The sequence below is a fragment of the Pseudomonas sp. MYb327 genome (assembly GCF_040438925.1).
Lineage (GTDB): Bacteria > Pseudomonadota > Gammaproteobacteria > Pseudomonadales > Pseudomonadaceae > Aquipseudomonas.
The window spans coordinates 4785668-4808535 of record NZ_CP159258.1; the positions used below are offsets into that span (position 1 = coordinate 4785668).

General features: G+C 60.0%; 15 protein-coding genes. 3 read left to right on the top strand and 12 right to left on the bottom strand.

The features are described from left to right. Positions 1-27 precede the first annotated feature (27 nt). The 9 genes from gltB to ABVN21_RS21570 all read right to left on the bottom strand — a co-directional run bounded on the left by gltB (position 28) and on the right by ABVN21_RS21570 (position 13047). Positions 28-4473: a glutamate synthase large subunit gene (gltB, locus tag ABVN21_RS21530; protein WP_339555123.1), complete on the bottom strand. Its 4446-nt coding sequence runs from the start codon at positions 4471-4473 to the stop codon at positions 28-30. Between the two features lie 350 nt (positions 4474-4823). After that, on the bottom strand, positions 4824-6413 hold the full coding sequence (locus ABVN21_RS21535; protein ID WP_339555122.1) for an AAA family ATPase: 1590 nt from the start codon (positions 6411-6413) through the stop codon (positions 4824-4826). Positions 6414-6423: 10 nt separating this feature from the next. Then, complete coding sequence (gene aroB / locus ABVN21_RS21540) at positions 6424-7524, bottom strand: 3-dehydroquinate synthase (RefSeq protein ID WP_339555121.1); 1101 nt, start codon at positions 7522-7524, stop codon at positions 6424-6426. Positions 7525-7675: 151 nt separating this feature from the next. Further along, positions 7676-8194, bottom strand: a complete 519-nt coding sequence (gene aroK / locus ABVN21_RS21545) for a shikimate kinase AroK (RefSeq protein ID WP_223503377.1) — start codon at positions 8192-8194, stop codon at positions 7676-7678. Between the two features lie 4 nt (positions 8195-8198). Continuing rightward, positions 8199-10262: a type IV pilus secretin PilQ gene (gene pilQ, locus ABVN21_RS21550; protein WP_339555120.1), complete on the bottom strand. Its 2064-nt coding sequence runs from the start codon at positions 10260-10262 to the stop codon at positions 8199-8201. A gap of 13 nt (positions 10263-10275) precedes the next feature. Continuing rightward, positions 10276-10803, bottom strand: a complete 528-nt coding sequence (locus ABVN21_RS21555; protein WP_339555119.1) for a pilus assembly protein PilP — start codon at positions 10801-10803, stop codon at positions 10276-10278. Next, positions 10800-11423, bottom strand: coding sequence for a type 4a pilus biogenesis protein PilO (pilO, locus tag ABVN21_RS21560; protein WP_339555118.1), 624 nt, complete (start codon positions 11421-11423; stop codon positions 10800-10802). Before pilO ends, ABVN21_RS21555 begins: the two co-directional genes overlap by 4 nt. After that, positions 11420-11986, bottom strand: coding sequence for a PilN domain-containing protein (locus ABVN21_RS21565; protein WP_339555117.1), 567 nt, complete (start codon positions 11984-11986; stop codon positions 11420-11422). The genes pilO and ABVN21_RS21565 overlap by 4 nt, the downstream gene beginning before the upstream one ends. Continuing rightward, on the bottom strand, positions 11986-13047 hold the full coding sequence (locus tag ABVN21_RS21570) for a pilus assembly protein PilM (protein WP_339555116.1): 1062 nt from the start codon (positions 13045-13047) through the stop codon (positions 11986-11988). Before ABVN21_RS21570 ends, ABVN21_RS21565 begins: the two co-directional genes overlap by 1 nt. Positions 13048-13259: 212 nt before the next feature. Between ABVN21_RS21570 and ABVN21_RS21575 the strand changes: the two genes are divergently transcribed. Then, a complete protein-coding gene (locus tag ABVN21_RS21575) occupies positions 13260-15701 on the top strand; it encodes a penicillin-binding protein 1A (protein WP_339555115.1) in 2442 nt (813 codons plus the stop codon). Between the two features lie 203 nt (positions 15702-15904). Here ABVN21_RS21575 and ABVN21_RS21580 read toward each other — a convergent pair whose 3' ends face one another. From ABVN21_RS21580 to rpmE, 3 genes are all read right to left on the bottom strand, one after another. Then, positions 15905-17173, bottom strand: a complete 1269-nt coding sequence (locus ABVN21_RS21580; RefSeq protein ID WP_339555114.1) for a malic enzyme-like NAD(P)-binding protein — start codon at positions 17171-17173, stop codon at positions 15905-15907. 182 nt (positions 17174-17355) lie between these two features. Continuing rightward, positions 17356-18156 carry a thermonuclease family protein gene (locus ABVN21_RS21585; RefSeq protein WP_339555113.1) on the bottom strand — a complete coding sequence of 267 codons (801 nt, stop codon included), beginning with the start codon at positions 18154-18156 and terminating at the stop codon, positions 17356-17358. A gap of 14 nt (positions 18157-18170) precedes the next feature. After that, positions 18171-18401, bottom strand: coding sequence for a 50S ribosomal protein L31 (rpmE, locus tag ABVN21_RS21590; protein WP_053153366.1), 231 nt, complete (start codon positions 18399-18401; stop codon positions 18171-18173). A 283-nt stretch (positions 18402-18684) separates the two neighbouring features. On the opposite strand from rpmE, the gene ABVN21_RS21595 reads away from it, so the two are divergent. Together ABVN21_RS21595 and argS are read left to right on the top strand one after the other, a co-directional pair. Next, complete coding sequence (locus ABVN21_RS21595; RefSeq protein WP_339555112.1) at positions 18685-20904, top strand: primosomal protein N'; 2220 nt, start codon at positions 18685-18687, stop codon at positions 20902-20904. A 227-nt stretch (positions 20905-21131) separates the two neighbouring features. After that, complete coding sequence (gene argS, locus ABVN21_RS21600; protein WP_339555111.1) at positions 21132-22868, top strand: arginine--tRNA ligase; 1737 nt, start codon at positions 21132-21134, stop codon at positions 22866-22868.

The following is a 22868-nucleotide window of genomic DNA, read 5'->3' on the forward strand; positions in this document are numbered from 1 at the left end:
AACCTCATCAAACTCTTCAGGCGCATATCACTGCGGGTTGGCACGGGTGCTGGAAAGCAACGATTTCAGGTTGGCAGCCTTGGGCTTGACCAGCCAGAAACGACGTACGTAATCATCGAGGTTTTCAGCGAGTTCACGACCCCACTCGCTGTCGGTTTCCTCGACGTACTCGTTCAGCACGCGTTGCAAATGGCTACGGTAGGCTTCCATCGCCTCGCCGCTGATCCGCTGGATTTCCACCAGTTCGTGGTTGACCCGGTCAACGAAGGTATTGTCCTGGTCGAGCACGTAGGCGAAACCACCGGTCATGCCTGAGCCGAAGTTGTAGCCGGTCTTGCCCAGTACGCAGACGAAACCGCCGGTCATGTACTCGCAGCAGTGATCGCCAGTGCCTTCCACGACAGTGTGGGCACCGGAGTTACGCACGGCGAAACGCTCACCCGCGGTGCCAGCGGCGAACAGCTTGCCGCCCGTGGCGCCGTACAGGCAGGTGTTGCCGATGATGGCACTGTCCTGAGTCTTATAGATGCTGCCCTTCGGCGGAACGATGACCAGCTTGCCGCCAGTCATGCCCTTGCCGACGTAGTCGTTGGCATCGCCTTCCAGGTACATGTGCAGACCGCCGGCGTTCCACACGCCGAAGCTCTGACCCGCCGTGCCCTTGAAGCGGAAGGTGATTGGCGCGTTGGCCATCCCCTGGTTGCCGTGCTTGCGGGCGATGTCACCGGAGATCCGCGCGCCGATGGAGCGGTCGCAGTTGCAGATATCCAGGGCGAATTCGGCGCCGCTCTTGTCGTTGATCGCCGAGGTCGCCATGTCGACCATTTTCTCGGCCAGCAGGCCCTTGTCGAACGGCGGGTTGCGTTCCACACCGCAGAACTGCGGCTTGTCCGCCGGCACGTGGTCGCTGCCCAGCAATGGGGTCAGGTCGAGGTGATGCTGCTTGGCGGTCTGGCCTTCGAGGACTTCCAGCAGATCGGTGCGACCGATCAGCTCTTCAAGGGAACGCACGCCCAGCCTGGCCAGCCACTCACGGGTTTCTTCGGCGACATAGGTGAAGAAATTCACCACCATGTCGACGGTGCCGATGTAGTGATCCTTGCGCAGCTTCTCGTTTTGAGTCGCGACGCCGGTGGCGCAGTTGTTCAGATGGCAGATGCGCAGGTATTTGCAACCCAAAGCGATCATCGGCGCGGTGCCGAAGCCGAAGCTTTCAGCGCCGAGGATGGCCGCCTTGATCACGTCGAGGCCGGTTTTCAGGCCGCCGTCGGTCTGTACCCGGACTTTGCCGCGCAGGTCGTTGCCACGCAGGGTCTGGTGGGTTTCGGCCAGGCCGAGTTCCCACGGAGCGCCCGCATACTTGATCGAGGTCAGCGGCGATGCACCGGTACCACCGTCGTAGCCGGAGATGGTGATCAAGTCCGCATAGGCCTTGGCCACACCGGCGGCGATGGTTCCAACGCCCGCTTCTGCTACCAGCTTCACCGAGACCAGCGCTTTCGGGTTGACTTGTTTCAGGTCGAAAATCAGCTGCGACAAGTCTTCGATCGAGTAGATGTCGTGGTGCGGCGGCGGCGAAATCAGGGTCACACCCGGCACTGCGTAACGCAGTTTGGCGATCAGACCGTTGACCTTGCCGCCCGGCAATTGACCACCCTCGCCCGGCTTGGCACCTTGGGCGACCTTGATCTGCAGCACTTCGGCGTTGACCAGGTATTCCGGTGTCACACCGAAACGGCCAGTCGCCACTTGCTTGATTTTCGAGCTCTTGATGGTGCCGTAGCGTGCCGGGTCTTCGCCACCTTCGCCGGAGTTGGAACGCGCACCGAGGCGGTTCATGGCTTCGGCCAGGGCTTCGTGAGCTTCCGGCGACAGGGCGCCCAGGGAGATACCGGCGGAGTCGAAGCGCTTGAGCACCGATTCCAGCGGTTCGATCTCGCTGATGTCCAGCGGTGTGTCGAGGGTTTTGACTTTCAGCAGGTCGCGGATCATCGACACCGGACGATTGTCCACCAGCGACGTGTATTCCTTGAACTTGCTGTAGTCGCCCTGCTGCACAGCCGCTTGCAGAGTGTTGACCACGTCCGGGTTGTAGGCGTGATATTCGCCACCATGGACGAACTTCAGCAGGCCACCTTGCTGGATCGGCTTGCGCGGGCTCCAGGCTTCGGTGGCGAGTGCTTTCTGCTCGGCTTCGATGTCGACGAAACGTGCGCCCTTGATGCGGCTTGGTACGCCACGGAAGCTCAGGTTGCAGACTTCTTCGGACAAGCCAATGGCTTCGAACAACTGCGCACCACGGTACGACGTGATGGTCGAGATGCCCATCTTCGACAGGATCTTCAGCAGACCCTTGGTGATGCCTTTACGGTAGTTCTTGAACACCTCGTAAAGGTCGCCCAGCACTTCACCGGTACGAATCAGGTCACCCAGCACTTCATAAGCCAGGAACGGATAAACGGCAGAAGCGCCGAAACCGATCAACACGGCGAAGTGATGCGGATCGCGAGCGGTCGCGGTTTCCACCAGGATGTTGGAGTCGCAACGCAGGCCTTTTTCGGTCAGGCGGTGGTGTACCGCGCCGGTGGCGAGCGAAGCGTGGATCGGCAACTTGCCCGGAGCAATGTGGCGGTCACTCAGTACAACCTGGGTGCGACCGGCACGCACGGCTTCTTCAGCCTGATCGGCGACGTTGCGGATGGCCGCTTCGAGGCCGACGCTTTCGTCGTAGTTGAGGTCGATGATCGCGCGCTCGAAGCCCGGACGATCGAGGTTCATCAGCGAGCGCCACTTGGCCGGGGAAATGACCGGCGAGCTGAGGATCACGCGCGAAGCGTGTTCCGGCGACTCCTGGAAAATGTTGCGCTCGGCACCGAGGCAGATCTCCAGCGACATGACGATGGCTTCACGCAGCGGGTCGATCGGCGGGTTGGTGACCTGCGCAAACTGCTGGCGGAAATAGTCGTACGGCGTACGCACGCGCTGGGACAGCACGGCCATCGGCGTATCGTCGCCCATCGAGCCCACGGCTTCGTAGCCCTGTTCGCCGAGAGGACGCAGCACCTGGTCGCGCTCTTCGAACGTGACCTGGTACATCTTCATGTATTGCTTGAGCTGATCGACGTCGTAGAAGGCCGAACCGTGGTCATTGTCTTCCATGGTCGCCTGGATGCGCAGGGCATTCTTGCGCAGCCATTGCTTGTACGGATGACGGGACTTGAGGCGGTTGTCGATCGCATCGGTGTCGAGGATCTGGCCGGTTTCGGTGTCCACGGCAAAGATCTGGCCCGGGCCGACACGACCCTTGGCGATCACGTCTTCAGGCTGGTAGTTCCAGACACCGATTTCCGACGCCAGGGTGATGAAGCCGTTCTTGGTGGTGACCCAGCGCGCCGGACGCAGACCGTTACGGTCGAGCAGGCATACCGCGTAGCGACCGTCGGTCATTACCACACCGGCCGGGCCGTCCCACGGCTCCATGTGCATCGAGTTGTATTCGTAGAATGCACGCAGATCCGGGTCCATGGTTTCGACGTTTTGCCACGCAGGCGGAATGATCATCCGCACGCCACGGAACAGGTCGATGCCACCGGTGACCATCAGCTCGAGCATGTTGTCCATGCTCGAGGAGTCGGAACCGACGCGGTTGACCAGCGGGCCGAGTTCTTCCAGGTCCATCAGATCGTTGGTGAACTTGGTGCGACGGGCTACAGCCCAGTTGCGGTTGCCGGTGATGGTGTTGATCTCGCCGTTGTGCGCCAGGAAGCGGAACGGTTGAGCCAACGGCCATTTCGGCAGGGTGTTGGTGGAGAAGCGCTGGTGGAACACGCAAATCGAGGTTTGCAGGCGCTCATCACTCAGGTCTGGATAGAAGGCGGTCAGATCCGCCGGCATCATCAGGCCTTTATAAATGATGGTCTTGTGCGAAAAGCTGCACACGTAGTGGTCGGTGTCAGCGGCGTTGGCCACGGACGAGCGACGACGGGAAGTGAACAGTTTGACGGCCATGTCCTGATCGCTCAGACCTTCACCGCCGATGTACACCTGCTCGATCTGCGGCAGGCGCTCAAGGGCCAGGCGGCCGAGAACGCTGGTGTCGATCGGCACTTTGCGCCAGCCGACGAGTTGCAGGCCGGCGGCCAGGATCTCGCGGTTCATGTTCTCGCGAGCGGCCTCGGCTTTGACCGGGTCCTGGTTGAAGAAGACCATGCCCACGGCGTATTGCTTGGGCAGTTCAACGCCGAACGTTTCCTGGGCGATGGCTCGCAGGAACGCGTCCGGCTTTTGAATCAGCAGACCGCAACCGTCACCGGTCTTGCCGTCGGCATTAATCCCACCGCGGTGGGTCATGCAGGTCAGGGCCTCGATGGCCGTTTGCAAAAGGGTATGACTGGGCTCGCCCTGCATATGGGCTATCAGGCCGAAACCGCAGTTATCCTTGAATTCATCTGGTTGGTACAGACCTGCTTTCATAGACACTTTCTCACCAGGCTGCCTCTTGTCGAGGCAAATTTCTTTTCAATTCAACCACTTACCAACCGCGCCGAACGTACGCCAGCTTTGCGGGGGCAAAAGGGAGGTCATTGTACACACCGACACGGAGGCTCACAAATTCGACGACGAAATGTCGCAAATCCATGTCGCATTTGTGAAAGGTTTAAAGCGATATGCTGTGCTAGTCAAAACTTTTTTAATTCTGACCGCAACGACTCAAAGACTACTGTGACGCAGACGCCACAAGGCACGCGGCCTGTGGGGCCAGCGCGCTCTTGCAGAAATTTTGAGGTGCCGGGAGAGGCGGCCTGGGTAAGGCCGCCGAATCTTCAGCGAGCTGTTGCCAGTTCCTGTTGGACGCTGGCGACAGAGCGTGGCCAAGGTTTACCAGCCTGAACCTTCGCTGGCAAGGCCTTGATGGCGGTTACGGCTGCATCGCGGTTAGTGAAACTGCCGTAGGTGATGACGTATAGCGGTTTGCCGTTGAGGACTTTCTTGAAGTAACGATACTCGCCGCCCTGTTCCTTGACGAAGTTTTGCGCGGTCGTTTCGGAGCTGGTGCCGAGGATTTGCACCACGTAGTTACCCGGCGCCTGACCGGCGTACCAGGTACCGCCAGCAGCCTTGGCCACGGCGGCTGGCTTCTCGGCCGGCTTGGCCGCTGGCGCTGCTTTTGCCACCGGAGCAGCTGCTGGCGCAGGTTTGGCGGCCGGAGCAGGTGCTGGCTTGGCGGTAGCGACTTGAGTTGGCGCAGGTGTCGGCTTGCCTGCCGTGGTCGGCGCAGGACCGGCCGGAACACCCGCAGGCGGTGCGATTGTGGTCACGGTCGGTGGCGTGGCGCTGGAGCCTTCAACCGGCACGCCGTCGTCGCCCTCGGTGATGCCACCAGCGGCTTCAGCCAGCGGACCACGCATGACCGGCTGCGAATTACCGACCAACGGCAACGGCATCGGCTGCGTGTTGCCGGCGAATTCGACGGATGGCGCGCCGCCAGCTTGTGGCTGACCCTGACCGAGCGGCAGTTGCGCCTGTTCATTGGCCGGTGCACCTGTAGTCGGTGCTTTGCTGCGACCTGGCATTAACCAGGCGGCGGCTACCGCGACCACGACGACGGCGGAAATCGCCAATACGTGTTTCTTCGGCATACTGAACCCCATACTTGGACGCTTGACCGCTGAGCGGCTGGCAATCATGGCTTCGATCATCGCATCGCGGGCGACCTGGTTGATGGTGCCAGGCCAGCCGTCGGAGCTCTCGTGAATATCAGTGATCTGATCCGCGGTGAAAAGTTCGATACCCCGGCCGGCACCTTCGAGGCGCTGCTCGAGATATTCGCGGGTTTCTTCTTCGGTGTACGGCTGCAATTCGATGACGTGGAAGCGCTCTTCCTCGAGGTGCAGCGCCTCAAGCTGAGCAATCAGCGACGACTCGCCGAACAGGAACACGTGCGGGCGACCTTCCGGCGCGCCAGCCGCCAACCCCATCAAGGCTTCAAGCGCGGACTCGTCGAGTTGCTCGGCGTCATCCACCAGCAAATAGACTTCCTGGCCGGTGAGCGCCAGTTGCACAACCTGAGCCAGAATGGCGCCGATCTCAGCCTGGGCAACATCCAGCGCCTGAGCGACCTGACGCAGGATACCCGCCGAATCGCCGGCGCCACGGGCGGAAACCACCACGCTCTGCACCGACTGTTTGTTGGTGCTGGCCACCAAAGCCTGACGCAACAGGGTCTTGCCGCTGCCATGGGGGCCGGTGACCACCAACAGCAATTGGCTATAGCGCGCCAGGTGATGCAGCTGCCCCAGCACGGGTTTGCGCTGGGCCGGGAAAAACTTGAAGCCAGGCACCCGTGGAGCAAACGGGTCATGACTCAACTGGTAATGGCCGAGGAAAGCCTCGTCGGCATGCAAACTAGTCATCGCGATCTTATTAACCCTTAAGCTGAGCCAGAGCGCGGTAATCCGCTCCCAGCGTGGCCTGTAAAACCTCTTTCGGATAATCGTCGGTCACCACTGCTTCGCCCATGTGGCGCAGCAGCACCAGGCGCAAACGACCGTCGATCACTTTTTTATCTATTGCCATGTGTTCAAGGAAATCGGCTTCGGTCATCTCTTCAGGGGGGATAACCGGCAGGCCGGCGCGCTGGAACAGGCGAATACCGCGGTCACGCTCCTGTTCGCTGATCCAGCCCAGCCGTGCGGACATTTCCAGCGCCATTACGGTGCCAGTAGCCACCGCCTCACCATGTAGCCAGACACCATACCCCATGTGGGTTTCGATGGCGTGACCGAAGGTATGCCCCAGGTTGAGCGTGGCGCGTACACCGGTTTCTTTTTCGTCGGCACCGACCACGGCAGCCTTGGCCGCGCAGGAGCGCTCAATGGCGTACGTCAGCGCTTGCTGATCCAGATTGCGCAGGCGATCGACGTTGTCTTCGAGCCAGGTCAGGAACGGCTCGTCGCAGATCAGCCCGTACTTGATGACTTCAGCCAGTCCGGCGGACAGCTCGCGGGCCGGCAGGGTATTGAGGGAGGCAGTGTCGATCAGCACGACGTTCGGCTGATAGAAGGCGCCGACCATGTTCTTGCCCAGCGGGTGGTTGATCCCGGTCTTGCCGCCCACGGACGAGTCGACTTGCGACAACAATGTGGTCGGCACCTGGATGAAATCGACCCCGCGCTGGTAGCAGGCAGCAGCAAAACCGGCCATGTCGCCAATCACACCGCCGCCGAGGGCAATCACGGTCGTGCGGCGGTCGTGCCGCGCGGTCAGCAGACCGTCGAAAATCAGTTGCAGGGTTTCCCAGGTCTTGAAGGCTTCGCCGTCAGGCAGCACCACGGAAATCACCGAGAATTGCTCGAGGCTGCGGGTCAGACGTTCGAGATAGAGCGGCGCAACGGTCTCGTTGGAAATAATCGCCACTTGCCGTCCGCGAATATGCGGGGCCAGCAGCTCAGGCTGATCCAACAAACCTTCGCCAATATGAATCGGGTAGCTGCGCTCGCCTAGATCGACCTTGAGTGTCTGCATGTGTCCCCACAGTGAAGATGGAATCAGGCGTCCTGCCTTGAGTTAACGAATGTCCACGGCGTTTGCTGGTGTGACGCCGTTCGGTAGCCGCTCGCCACAACCTTGAGCGGTTGTGGCAGGACGCCGAGGATAGCGCATTTCGCGCTGCGCATTAACGGGGAGGCAGTTGCTGCAAGCGTTCGAGAATATCGAGCACGACCATTCGCGGCGGCCGCTCATCGGTTTCGACCACCAGATCGGCGATTTCCCGATACAGCGGATCGCGGATGGTCAGCAGATCCCGAAGGGTCTTGGCCGGATCGGCGGTGCGCAATAAGGGTCGATTGCGGTCACGGGACGTACGACCGACCTGCTGCTCGACAGAAGCATGCAGATAAACCACGCGACCGCCAGCATGCAGTGCCCGTCGATTGGCTTCGCGCATGACTGCTCCGCCACCGGTCGCCAGCACCACGCCGTCGTAATCGCACAGTTCGGCAATCATTGCCTGCTCGCGATCACGAAAGCCCGGTTCGCCTTCTTTATCGAAGATCCATGGGATATTGGCGCCCGTGCGTAATTCAATTTCCTTATCGGAATCTTTGAATGGCAAGCGCAGCTCTTTGGCCAGCAACCGGCCGATGGTGCTTTTTCCAGCCCCCATCGGTCCTACAAGAATCAAATTTCGCACAGAATCAACGACTCACAGCAATCGCCTGGTTATTCATGATACGCGGAGTGAGAAACACCAACAGCTCGGATTTTTTCTCCGAAACCACGTCACGCCGGAAAAGGCGGCCAAGATACGGCACATCGCCAAGAAATGGCACCTTATCTACAACCTTGCTTTGAGTATTTGAGAAAACGCCGCCAATGACGATGGTCTCGCCATCGTTGACCAGGACCTTGGCATTGACTTCGTTTTTCTTGATCGGCGGCACATCCTGGACCTTGTTCAGGTAATCCGGCTCGTCCTTGGTGACCTTCACCTCCATGATGATCCGGTTGTCCGGGGTGATCTGCGGCGTCACTTCCAGCGACAGCGAGGCCTCCTTGAATGACACCGACGTAGCGCCGCTGGAGCTGGCTTCCTGATACGGAATCTCGGTGCCCTTGAGGATTTTCGCGGTTTCCTTGTCGGACGTGACGACCTTGGGCTGGGAGACGATTTCGCCGTTGCCGGTTTTCTCCATCGCCGTCAGTTCCAGGTCCAACAGGACGTTATCGGTGATGAACGCGATGCCGATTCCGGAGGTGTTGTTCACAGCCCCCAAGTCGACGAACGGCGAGTTGGTACTGGTGCTTCCCGGTGTGCCAATGGTTGAGGACGCGTTGGCGCCATTGCTGACACCGGAAGTGTTCCAGTTGCCCTTGTTCTGCACGGAACCACCCCAGCGCACACCGAGGCTTTTGTCATAGTCGACGTTCGCTTCGACGATGCGCGCCTCGATCATCACCTGACGCACCGGAATATCCAGTTGTGCAACGATTCGCCGCAACTCGTCCAGCCGGTCTTGAGTCTGGTAGGCAATGATATTGTTGGTGCGCTCATCGACGGTGATCGAGCCCCGTTCGTCGACTTTAGCCTCTGCGCTGGTCACTGACTGGAACAGCTTGGCGATGTCAGCGGCCTTGGCGTAGTTGACCTGCAACAACTCCCGTCGTAGTGGCGCCAGATCGGCGATCTGCTTCTGCGATTCCAGCTCCTGCCGTTCGCGGGCGGCAATTTCATCGGCGGGCGCCACCAGCAAGACGTTACCGACTTTACGCTTGTCCAGCCCCTTGGTTTTCAGCACCAGGTCCAGCGCTTGGTCCCACGGAACATTCTGCAAGCGCAGGGTGATGCCGCCCTGCACCGTGTCGCTGGCCACCAGATTGAGGTTGGTGAAATCGGCGATCAATTGCAGCACTGAGCGCACATCGATGTCTTGGAAGTTCAACGAGAGCTTTTCGCCGCTATAGGCGTAGCGATCGGCATTGCGCTTGTGCAGGTCGTCGACGGTCATCGGACGGACGCTGACGGTCAGTTTGTTATCGGTCTGGTAGGTCGAATAATCGAAGGTGCCACTTGGTTCGATACTGATCGTGGCCCGGTCGCCCGTGGCGCTGGCATTGACGAATTGCACTGGCGTGGCGAAATCCTTGACGTCCAGGCGCACGCGAAGCGGCTCCGGCAACTGGGTCCTGGCAAAGGCGACAATGATCTTGCCGTCGCGCTCTTGAATGTCCGGTGCGATTGACGGATCCGACAGATCGATCACCACATTGCCTTCACCCTGGGTGCCGCGCTGGAAATCCACGCCGCGAATGGCCTTGGTCGAGGGTGCACGCGCACGCGCCGGGGCTGGCACTGCAGCCGGACTGGATACCGGGCTTTCGGCTGCCTGCCCGACCACCACGAACAGGTTATTGCCTTCGACCCGCGTGTCATACGGGGTCAATTGAGTCAGGTTGATGATCAACCGGGTGCGGTCCTTGGCCTCAACCACCGTCGCGCTGCGGGCATTACCGCTCCCGAGGTCGCGACTCTTGTTCGCCAGTTGACTGACGACACCGGGCAAGTCCAGCGCGATGCGTGCCGGCGATTCCGTGGTGTAACCGTTGGGGGGTGGCGGTGGCTCATCGAACGCCAACTTCAACTCGACGCGGTCTCCCGGTAACGCCGAGACATCCAGCGTCTTGAGGTTGGCCGCTTGTACCATCGGCGACAGCAGCGCTATCCATAGCGACACTCCGAGGGTTAAGAAAGTCCTGTTCATTTTTCGAGTTCCACTATGAGTGCTCTTTCAAAGGAATGCTCCGCGGCCGTTCCAGCCAGGCGCCCTGCCCATCGGGGACGATTTCGACCACATCGACTTGTGAGCCGCTGATAGCGACGATTCGCCCGTCGTTACGCCCCAGGTAATCACCGACTTTCAGCCGATGCACCCCGCCAGCCCCCCGTAACAGCGCAAAAGAGCCTGCTGCATTGGACATCGTGCCAACCATTTCAAACTGCTCGATGTTGAAACCCTCGAGGTATTGCTTGACCCGATTGGGGTCGGGCTTGACGTTGCGCGAGCCGTGTTTCTGCCCTGCCAGATCAATCCTGACCTGCGGGGAAAAAGGGCTGCGAAGGTTGGCGGCGTTGTAGGTGAATGTCGGGTAAGACCGGAATGTCGGCGCTGGTTCAATTTTGCCCGGCGCCCGCAGGCGCATTTCGTTCATATAGGCGTCCAGGTCACTGAAGTCATTACCGCCGCCACAACCGCCGAGCGCGGCCAACACCACGACCATCGAAAAACAACGTAACGGGCTCATTGATGCAGCCCCTTGTCGTTGTAGCGGTAGGTCTTGGCGAGAATGCTCATGCGCAGCTTCGCGCCGCTTTCGGGGTCGGCTGGCGCCAGGTCGAAATCATGCAAGGTCACGATGCGCGGAAGGCCCGCCACGCCGCTGACGAAGGTAGCGAGGTCGTGATAAGCGCCGGTGACGGTGATCTGGATCGGCAGTTCGATGTAAAACGGCTGAGTGACCTCGGGCAGCAGCTTGATCTCTTCAAATTCCAGGCCGCTGCCCAGACCCGTGCGGGTGATGTCTTCGAGCAATCCCGGCACTTCGGTGTCACTGGGCAGTTGCCGCAGCAGCACGCCAAAGGAGTTCTCCATTTCCTTCATCTGCTGGGTGTAGAGCTCCAGATTCGCCGCCATGTGAGACTTGGTCGCGAATTGCTCCTTGAGGATCGACTCTTCCTCTCGCTTGAGTTGAAGCAGGCCTTCAAGCTCGCGTGTGGAAAAGCTGTAGCCCAGCGAAAGAACCAGAATCATGACCAGCACACCCACCAAAACCTTGATCGCAGGCGGCCACGAACCGATGTTGTTGGTGTCCAGTTCGTTGATGTCGATCTTGCGCAAGTTTTCAAACCATTCGGGCGGGCTCATTTCCCGCCCTCCACGGCAACCGGCTGGGTCTGACGAACGGTCAACTGAAAGACGTTGGCCTGGTCCACCTGACCGGCAGTGGTGGCTTTGACTTCCGTCAGGCTTGGCGCATCGAACCAGTCCGACGCATCAAGATTGCGCATCAGATCGGAAACGCGATTGTTGGATTCCGACGCACCGGTAATGGATAAGGTCTTGCCGTCCATTTTGACCTCGGTGAAATACACCCCGTCCGGCAGCGTCCGCGCCAACTGATCAAAAATACGTCCGCTGATTGGTCGGTTGCCTTGCAGGTCCTGGATGATGCGCATGCGCTCCACCAGTTGCTGGCGTCGGGCCTTGAGGTCACTGATCTGCTTGATCCGCTCGTCGACGACGACGATTTGCTTGCCGATGTAGTCATTGCGCGCAACCTGTCGATCAATGGCAGCATTGATTGCCTGATTCGCGATCAGCACCGCGCCTGTCGACCCCACCAGCACGCCGGCCAGAATCAACAAGAAACGCTTGCGGCGCTCTTCACGCCGCTCTTCACGCCAGGGTAAAAGATTGATCCGCGCCATCAGTCGAAACTCCTGAGGGCCAGCCCGCAGGCGATTATCATCGCTGGCGCATCGCTGGTCAGCACCGCGGCGTTGACCTTGTTACTGAGGGTCATGTCGGCAAACGGATTGGCCACCTGGGTCGGAGTGCCGAGCTTCTGTTCAATCAATCGATCCAGTCCGGAGATTGACGCAGTCCCGCCAGCCAGCAAAATGTGATCGACCGAGTGGTATTGGCCAGATGCGAAGAAAAACTGCAACGAACGCGACACCTGCTGCACCAATGCCTCGCGAAACGGCTGCAACACTTCACTGACATAATCGTCCGGCAATCCGCCCTGCTTCTTTGCCAGACCCGCCTGCTCGATCGTCAGGCCATATCGACGCTGGATCTCTTCCGTCAGTTGACGCCCGCCGAACAACTGCTCGCGGGTATAAATGATCCGTCCGTTGTGCAGCACGCTGAGGGTGGTCATGGTCGCGCCGATATCGACCACCGCGACCAGATGTTCCCTGGAGCTCGCCAGTTGATTAGCCAGCAAGCCGAAGGATCGCTCCAGCGCATAGGCCTCGACATCGACCACGCGCGCGGTCAGGCCGGCCAGGGTCAGCGCCGCTTCACGGACTTCAACGTTTTCTTTGCGACACGCTGCGAGTAGCACATTGACCCGCTCAGGGTTGCGCGCTGAAGCGCCCTGCACTTCAAAGTCAATCGCGACTTCATCCAACGGATAGGGGATGTACTGATCAGCCTCGATCTTCAGCTGGTTTTCCATCTCGTCGTCGGAAAGTCCGGCATCCATTTCGATGGTCTTGGTGATGACCGCTGAACCGGCCACCGCCACGGCAGCGTTTTTGAGGCTGGTTCTAGCCTTGAGCAGCACACGCGAAAGGGCCTGGCCCACACCTTCGAGCTCGGCGATATTCTTTTCGATTACAGCGTTGGCGGGCAGCGGCTCAACTGCGTAGGCCTCGACCCGATAACCGTTGCCCTGACGGCTCAGCTCCAGAAGTTTCACCGACGTGGAGCTGATGTCGATCCCTAAAAGCGTATTGGCCTTTTTGTTGAAGAGTCCTAGCACTACCAATTCCCTATGACTATCCGTGAGTTACGGACTCTGCAATGTCCATTGCGTTCAATCCACCCGTCTTGACAGCAGCGCAAATGACGCCCTCGACGGAAAAATGCTTATAATGCCCCTCGTTTTTTTCCGCTTTTCGCAAGCGCGGGTCGTTCTCCTTTAGCCTGAACCCTGATGCCTAATTCATTTTTTGCCCTGGATATCCAAAAGCCTTGATTCGTCTGCTGAAGTTTTTCGGTTGGTCCATCGTCGCGATTTTCTGCGGACTGCTTTTGGGTCTGAGCGGGGCGTTTCTTTACCTTAGTCCTGGATTGCCGTCCGTGGATGCGCTACGAAGCATCCAGTTGCAGATTCCTTTGCGGGTCTACAGCAGCGACAACAAGTTGATCGCAGAATTTGGCGAAATGCGCCGTACTCCGATCCGTTTCGCCGACATTCCCCCCAATTTCATTAATGCGTTACTAAGTGCTGAAGACGACAATTTCGCCAATCACTACGGCGTCGATCCCAGCAGCCTGATGCGTGCCGCCACCCAATTGGTAAAAAGCGGACACATCCAGTCCGGCGGCAGCACCATCACCATGCAGGTGGCGAAGAACTTCTTCCTGACCAGCGAACGCAGCTTCTCGCGCAAAACCACGGAAATTCTGCTGGCCCTGCAAATCGAACGACAGCTGACCAAGGACGAGATCCTTGAGCTGTACGTCAACAAGATCTATCTGGGTAACCGCGCCTACGGCATCGAGGCCGCCGCGCAGGTTTATTACGGCAAATCGATTCGTGACGTCAGCCTGGCGCAGATGGCGATGATTGCCGGCCTGCCAAAAGCCCCGTCGCGCTTCAACCCGCTGGCCAATCCGGCACGCAGCAAGGAACGCCGCGACTGGATCCTCGGGCGCATGTACAAGCTCGGCAAAATCAACGAAGCCGATTACACCGCCGCCATCAACGAACCGCTGAACGCCAGCTATCACGTACCGACCCCGGAAGTGAACGCGCCGTACATCGCCGAGATGGCCCGTGCGGAAATGGTCGGCCGTTATGGCAGCGACGCGTACACCGAAGGTTTCCGCGTCACCACCACGGTGCCGAGCAATCTCCAGGAAATGGCCAACACGGCCCTCCACGAAGGCTTGATGACCTACGACCAGCGTCACGGCTATCGCGGCCCCGAGTCTCGCCTGCCGGGCAAGACTCGCGAAGCCTGGGCGACCGAATTGACCAAGCAGCGCACTATCAGCAGCCTTGAACCGGCCATTGTCATCCAAGTCGACAAGACCGGCCTGCAGGTGCTGACCCGCAACGGCAATGAGCACGTTGGCTGGGACAGCATGAAATGGGCTCGCCCTTTCCTGAACACCAACAGCATGGGCGCCAATCCGAAGCAGCCGTCGGACGTGGCCCAGGTCGGTGATCTGATTCGCGTACAACGCCAGGCGGACAACTCGCTGAAATTCAGCCAGATCCCGCAGGCTCAAGGCGCGCTGGTTTCCCTTGATCCGCAGAACGGCGCCATTCGTTCGCTGGTGGGCGGTTTCGCCTTTGAGCAAAGCAACTACAACCGCGCCCTCCAGGCCAAACGCCAACCGGGTTCGAGCTTCAAGCCGTTCGTCTATAGCGCCGCCCTGGATAGCGGGTACACCGCTTCCAGCCTGGTGAACGACGCACCGATCGTGTTTGTCGACGAGTACCTGGACAAGGTCTGGCGCCCAAAAAACGATACCAACACCTTCCTCGGCCCGATCCGCCTGCGTGAGGCGCTCTACAAGTCGCGCAACCTGGTTTCGATCCGCCTGCTGCAAGCGATGGGCGTTGGCAAAACCATCGACTACATCACTCGCTTTGGCTTCAACAAGCAGGACCTGCCGCCCAACCTGTCCCTGGCCCTGGGCACCGCGACCCTGACGCCGATGGAAATCGCCACCGGCTGGAGCACCTTCGCCAACGGCGGCTACAAGATCACCCCGTACATCATCGACAAGATCGAAAGCCGCAATGGCGATACGCTGTTCGTCGCCAATCCTCCGAGCGTTCCGAAGGGTGACGCCTCCAGTGACGGGATCGCTGCGCCAGCAGCCGAAACCTTCACGGTAAACGCTTCGCCAGAAGCAGCACTGACCGCCCAACCGGCGCCACAAGCACCCGCCGTGGCTGAGCGGATCGTCGATGGCCGTACCACGTATATCCTCAACAGCATGCTTGAGGACGTGATCAAGCTTGGTACCGGCCGTCGTGCACTGGCCTTGGGCCGCAGCGACATCGCCGGCAAGACGGGTACGACCAACGAATCCAAAGATGCGTGGTTCTCCGGCTACAACGCCGATTACGTCACCACCGTGTGGACCGGCTTCGATCAGCCTGAAAGCCTGGGCCGTAAGGAATTCGGCGGCACCGTTGCCCTGCCGATCTGGATGAACTACATGGGCGCTGCGCTCAAAGGCTTGCCGCCACACACGCAACCAGAACCTGAAGGCATCCTCAGCCTGCGCGTGGACCCGATCAGCGGCCGTGCAGCCACGCCTGGCACGCCTGGGGCCTACTTCGAGCTGTTCAAGGCCGAAGACACGCCACCTTCTGTCAATGAACTGGGTAACGGCAATGCGCCGGGCAGCCCGTTGCCGGCGGATGAGGCGGCGCCGATCGACCTGTTCTGATTGCAGCAATATTGAAAAGCCCCGCCTTCGTGTGAAGTGCGGGGCTTTTTTTGCTTGCAGGTTTTGTGATGACCGGTCTGGTCTAATCGCTAGCAGGCTAGCCTGCTAGCGATTAGGCCATTACTACTGACCCAAAACCCTCAGGCACAAAAAAACCCCGGCTCATTACAAGCCGGGGCTTTCGGTTGAAGCGCTACAACGGCTTAGCCGTTGAACACGTCATCCACGCTTTTCAGCGGGTAGTTCTTCGGATACGGCAGGGTCGCTACGCCGGTCTCGATGGCGGCTTTAGCCACGGCATCGGAGATCAGGGTGATCAGACGCTTGTCCATTGGCTTCGGAATGATGTACTCACGACCGAATTCCAGTTTGATGCCGCCGTAGGCGTCGCACACTTCCTGAGGCACTGGCAGCTTGGCCAGTTCGCGCAGGGCGTTGGCCGCAGCCACTTTCATTTCTTCGTTGATGCGCTTGGCGCGAACGTCCAGGGCACCACGGAAGATGAACGGGAAGCCCAGTACGTTGTTGACCTGGTTCGGGTAGTCCGAACGGCCAGTGGCCATGATCACGTCGTTACGGGTGGCGTGCGCCAGCTCCGGGGAGATTTCCGGATCAGGGTTCGAGCACGCGAACACGATCGGGTTAGGCGCCATGGACAGCAGGCCTTCAGCGCTGAGCAGGTTCGGACCGGACAGGCCAACGAACACGTCTGCGCCTTGCAGAGCATCTGCCAGGGTGCGTTTTTCGGTCGCGTGAGCGAAAACAGCCTTGTACTGGTTCAAATCGTCACGGCCGGAGTGAATCACGCCGGTACGGTCGATCATGTAGATGTTTTCGATGTTGGCGCCCATGCTCACCAGCAATTTCATGCAGGAGATGGCGGCCGCACCGGCGCCCAGGCAGACGATCTTGGCTTCTGGCAGGGTTTTGCCAGCGATTTCCAGGGCGTTGATCATGCCGGCTGCGGTCACGATCGCGGTGCCGTGCTGGTCATCGTGGAATACCGGAATGTCGCACTGCTCGATCAGAGCGCGTTCGATCTCAAAGCACTCAGGTGCCTTGATGTCTTCCAGGTTGATGCCACCGAAGGTGATGGAGATGCGCTTGACGGTGTCGATGAAGGCTTGCGGGCTTTCGGAGTCGACTTCGATGTCGAAAACGTCGATGCCGGCGAAGCGCTTGAACAACACGCCTTTACCTTCCATCACTGGCTTGGAAGCCAATGGGCCGAGGTTACCCAAGCCGAGAATCGCGGTGCCATCGGAAATGACTGCAACCAGGTTGCCTTTGCCGGTGTATTTATAGGCCAGTTCAGGATCGCGGGCGATTTCGCGTACTGGTTCGGCTACACCGGGGCTGTAGGCCAGCGACAAGTCGCGGGCGGTGGCAGTGGCCTTGGTGAGCTCGACACTCAGCTTACCTGGACGAGGATTGGCGTGATATTCGAGAGCGGCAGTTTTCAAATCAGACATGGGGGCATTCCGCTTTTACTGTTGGACAGACTGGTCAGCGAGGATACGCGCCTCACAAAATCCCCACAAGACTGACCGGTCACCCCTGTCAAGCGCCCTGCCCTACGACTTTGGCCCAAGAGCCGCGGAACATAAGGGATAGACTGTTCACAATTGACAGAAAAAATGTCTACAATTTTTTATCACTGCGCGACCTGAAACATGGCCGGGTCAGTCAATGGCAACATCCAGCGCGCCTGGCCTTCCTTGAGTCCGCCACGACGCGAACGATCCAACACCCAACCGCGAGCCTCGATCTGCTTGCCTTTGAGCCTTTCAAGCGAGGTGGCATCGAAGCGATCCACCAAATTGGGCGCAACGCGCAATACAACTGAATCCTGTAACTCGATCCAAACACCACCCCGATTGCGCTGGACCTTGCTCACACGACCACTGAGCACAGCAAAACCGGAGGCGCTGATCTGATCTGCTTTCAGTACAGGCGACTGGCGCCACACGCCAAGCCCGGCCTGGCGGGCGCTGCGTTCGGCGGCGCCCTGACAGGCAACCAGATCGACATTGGGCGCGACTGCCACTTGAAAACCGAGGCCTTCGGCGAGCATTTGCGCTTCGAGGTTGGCGCCATCGGCACCGTAGACGTGGGCCAGGGTACGGCCATAGTGATCTTTACTTTCTTTGCCGGGCAGCAAGCCGACCCGGCCATCGCTCGCGGCGACCAAGGCTTCGAGGCGTTTACGCGCAACAATGGCGAATGGTTCGTCAGACCGACCTTTCTTGCCCAGTTCCGGAGTATTCAAGCCGATCATGCGCACACTGCGGCCGTCACTCAGTCGCAGCGTATCGCCATCCACGACCCGCTCAACCGCGACTGATGTGAGCCCGGTCGGCGCCGGGCAGAACGCCTGGGCGCTGGAGAGCCAAATCGCGGACACAAAAAAGGCGCCCACGAGGGACGCCTTTTTCAACAGCAAGGAAAAGCCCATCGGGCTCTTTAACCTTACTCTGCAGCAGCTGGAGCTTTCTTGCCGAAAGCACCGAAACGGTCTGCGAAGCGCTGAACGCGGCCGCCAGTGTCCAGAGTCTTTTGCTTACCGGTGTAGAACGGGTGGCATTCGTTGCAAACGTCGATCGCCAGGGCTTTGCCGAAGGTCGAACGGGTTTCGAACTTGTTGCCGCAGCTGCAGGTAACAGCAACTGCTGGGTATTCTGGATGGATATCAGCTTTCATGGTGTTTTCCTCAGGCTAGCGTGCCGCCACCCAACACTATTGTTGAATACCGCACGTAATTAGGCCGCGGATTCTACCAGACAATCCCGATCACGCAAGCTGTCACTCAAACCGGTCGTCTGCTAGGCTCCCGATCCAATACGCGATCCCCTGTAGGAGCAAGCTTGCTCGCGATGAGGGCGGGTCAGTCAGCCTATGTGCGCCTGACACGACGCTATCGCGAGCAAGCCTGCTCCTACAGGGGACATGCAACCCCGCTTTTTTGTGAATCGAGATCCCCCGCGTGCCCGACGCCATTCTGCGCCTCGCCTTGCCCTCACCGCTGCGCCGCCTGTTCGACTATCGCGCACCGGCCGGCGTACTGCGCGCCCAGTTGCACCCCGGCATGCGTCTACGGGTGCCTTTCGGCCGACGCGAGATGATCGGGATCCTGGTGGAAATCGCCGACACCAGCGAAGTCCCGGCGGAAAAACTCAAACCGGCCCTGGCCCTGCTCGACGCCACGCCGCCATTGCCGCCCGCGCTGTTCAAGCTGTGCCTGTGGACCTCGCAGTATTACCAGCACAGCCTCGGCGACACCTTGAGCTGGGCGTTGCCGGTGCTGTTGCGACAGGGCGAACTGGCCGAAGCACGCCAGGAACGTTTCTGGTCCGCGGCACCAGGCGCCAGCCTCGATGACCCGCGCATCGCCCGCGCCCCGCGCCAGCGTGAAGCCCTGGCGACGCTGGCCCAGCATCCCCACGGCGTCGCCCATCAGTTACTGAGCAAACTGATGCTGAGCAAGGACAGCCTTGACCTGTTGCTGGCCAAGGATCTGGTGCAGGTAGAAATCCGCAAGCACGCCCCCGGCGCGCGCCACGAACATTGGTTGGCGCAACCGGAGCTGCCGCTCAATCCGGAGCAGCGCGCGGCTTACAAGGCGATTCGCGCCGGGTTCGACAGTTATCACGCATTCCTGCTGGCCGGCGTCACCGGCAGCGGCAAGACCGAAGTCTATCTACAGTTGATCCGCGAGACGCTGGAGGCCGGCAAACAAGCCCTGGTGCTGATCCCGGAAATCAACCTCGGTCCGCAGACCCTGGCGCGCTTCGAGCAGCGTTTCAATGCGCGCATCGCCCTGATCCACTCAGCGGTTAATGATCGCGAACGTCTCGACGCCTGGCTCGCCGCCCGTGATGGCGAGGCCGACATAATTATCGGCACCCGCTCGGCGCTGTTCACGCCAATGAAAAACCCCGGTCTGATCATCATTGATGAAGAGCACGACGGCTCCTATAAACAGCAGGAAGGCCTGCGCTATCACGCCCGCGACCTGGCCCTGGTGCGCGCCCGCCAGGAAAACATTCCGATTGTGCTCGGCTCCGCCACGCCTTCGCTGGAAAGCCTGCACAACGCTTACACCGGTCGATACGGCCTCCTGCGGCTGAATGAGCGTGCCGGTGGCGCCAAGCAGCCACGTTTCCTGCGCTTGGATGTAAAAAGTCGCCCGCTGGACAGCGGCATTTCCGGGCCGATGCAGCAAGCCATCGGTCAGACGCTCGCGGCCGGGCAACAAGTGTTGGTGTTTCTTAACCGCCGCGGTTTCGCACCGACCCTGCTGTGTCACGACTGTGGCTGGATGTCCGAATGCCAGCGCTGCGATGCGCGGATGACCGTGCACCAGCGCTATGGCGAATTGCGTTGCCACCATTGCGGCTACGTCGAACGCGTGCCGCGCCAGTGCCCGAAGTGCAACAAGGTCGATTTGCGGCCGGTGGGAGCCGGTACTGAACGGGCTGAAGAACGTTTGCAGATCCTGTTCCCGGATTTCCCGGTGTTGCGGGTCGACCGCGACAGCACCTCGCGCAAGGACGCGATGAACCAGTTATTCGCGACCATTCAAAAAGGCCAGCCGTGCATTTTGATTGGCACGCAAATGCTTGCCAAAGGACACCACTTCCCACGGGTGACGCTGGTGTCGATTCTCGATGCCGACGGCGGACTATTCTCCGGCGACTTCCGCGCCAGCGAGCGCATGGCGCAGTTGATCGTCCAGGTCGCCGGGCGAGCGGGCCGGGCGGAAGAACCGGGCAAGGTGATCATCCAGACACACCTGGCCGACCATCCGCTGCTGGTGCAATTGACTGAACAGGGCTATTTCGCGTTTGCCGAACAGGCCTTGAGTGAACGTCGCGCGGCGGGATTGCCGCCGTTCGCGCATCTGGCGTTACTGCGGGCCGAAGCGCACAAGCCAGGACAGGCCGAAGGGTTTCTTGATGAAGCGTGCAGCGAGGCTGAGCGCTTGCTGGCCGAACAGAATCTGACCGGCATTGAACTGCTGGGGCCGGTTCCAGCACCGATGGAGCGGCGGGCCGGGCGTTATCGGGCGCAGTTGTTGTTGCAGGCCACGGCCCGGGCACCGTTGCATCGGTTGCTTGCCAGTTGGTTGCTGGTGCTGGAGCAGATGCCGAGCGGGCGGGCGGTGCGCTGGTCTCTGGATGTTGATCCCGTGGATTTGTATTGAGCGGGAGATCGCCATCGCTGGCAGGCCAGCGCCTACAAGGGCTTTGGCATGCGTGAACACCCACGATCATTGTAGGAGCCGGCTTGCCGGCGATAGCGGTCGATTTGTCACCACATATCCATAACCTGCCCGCTATAGTTGGCAAGCCCGCCTTCGCAACGGATAATGCCCAGTTTTTCCACCAGCGCATCTATGCGCCGCCGCGCCTGCGGTCGAAAGAGAAGACCATGAAAGACACCATTCGCCAGCTGATCCAACAAGCCATCACCCAACTCGTCAACGAAGGTGTGTTGCCTGAAGGCCTGTCGCCGGCGATCCAGGTGGAAAACTCCCGCGATAAGAAGAACGGCGATTTCGCCAGCAACATCGCCATGATGCTGGCCAAGCCTGCGGGCATGAAGCCGCGCGATCTCGCGGAAAAAATCATCGCCGCGCTGCCGGCTGACGAGAACGTCAGCAAGGCCGAAATCGCCGGTCCTGGCTTCCTGAACTTCTTCCAGAACACTGATGCCCTGGCCAATCGTCTGGACGCCGCGCTGGCCGATGAACACATCGGCGTGCGCAAGGCCGGTCCGGCGCAGCGCACCGTGGTCGACCTGTCGGCTCCGAACCTGGCCAAAGAGATGCACGTTGGCCACTTGCGCTCGACCATCATCGGCGACGGCGTGGCCCGCGTGCTGGAGTTCCTCGGCGACGAAGTGATCCGTCAGAACCACGTTGGCGACTGGGGCACCCAGTTCGGCATGCTGATGGCCTACTTGCAGGAAAACCCGATCACCAGCGACGAACTGTCGGACCTGGAAAACTTCTACCGCGCCGCCAAGCAACGCTTCGACGAATCCGAAGAGTTCGCCGACCGCGCCCGTGGTCTGGTGGTCAAGCTGCAAGCCGGCGACCCGGACTGCCTGGCGCTGTGGACCAAGTTCAAAGACATCTCGCTGTCCCACTGCCAGAAGATCTACGAGCTGCTGAACGTCAAACTGACCATGGCCGACGTGATGGGCGAAAGTGCCTACAACGACGACCTGATCAACGTGGTCAACGACCTGAAAGCGGCTGGCATGCTGGTCGAGAGTAACGGCGCCCAGTGCGTGTTCCTCGACGAATTCAAGAACGCCGACGGCGACCCGCTGCCGGTGATCATCGTCAAGGCTGACGGCGGCTACCTTTACGCCACCACTGACCTGGCCGCCGTGCGCTACCGCAGCGGCAAGCTCAAGGCTGACCGCGCGCTGTACTTCGTCGACCAGCGTCAGGCCCTGCACTTCCAGCAAGTGTTCGCCGTGGCGCGCAAGGCTGGTTTCGTGACGCACCCGATGGAAATGGAACACATGGGCTTCGGCACTATGAACGGCGCCGATGGCCGCCCGTTCAAGACCCGTGACGGCGGCACCGTGAAGCTGATCGACCTGCTGACCGAAGCCCAGGAACGCGCCTACACACTGGTCAAGGACAAAAACCCGGAGCTGGCCGAAGCCGAGTTGCGCAACATCGCCAAGGTCGTGGGCATCGGCGCGGTGAAATATGCCGACCTGTCCAAGCACCGCACCAGCGACTACAGCTTCAACTTCGATCTGATGCTGAATTTCGAAGGCAACACCGCACCGTATCTGCTGTACGCCTACACCCGTGTGGCCGGCGTGTTCCGCAAGCTCGGCAAGGACTTCAGCGAAGTCGAAGGCCAGATCGTGCTAGAGGCACCGCACGAACACGAGCTGGCGGCGAAACTCGCGCAGTTCGGCGAGATCCTGAACAACGTGTCCGAGAAAGGCACGCCGCACATCCTCTGCACTTACCTGTACGACGTCGCCGGCCTGTTCTCCAGCTTCTACGAAAACTGCCCGATCCTCTCCGCCGAGACCCCGGCCCAAATGCAGAGCCGTCTGCGCCTCGCCGCGCTGACCGGTCGCACTCTCAAGCAAGGCCTGGAACTCTTGGGTCTGGAAACTCTGGAGCGTATGTAA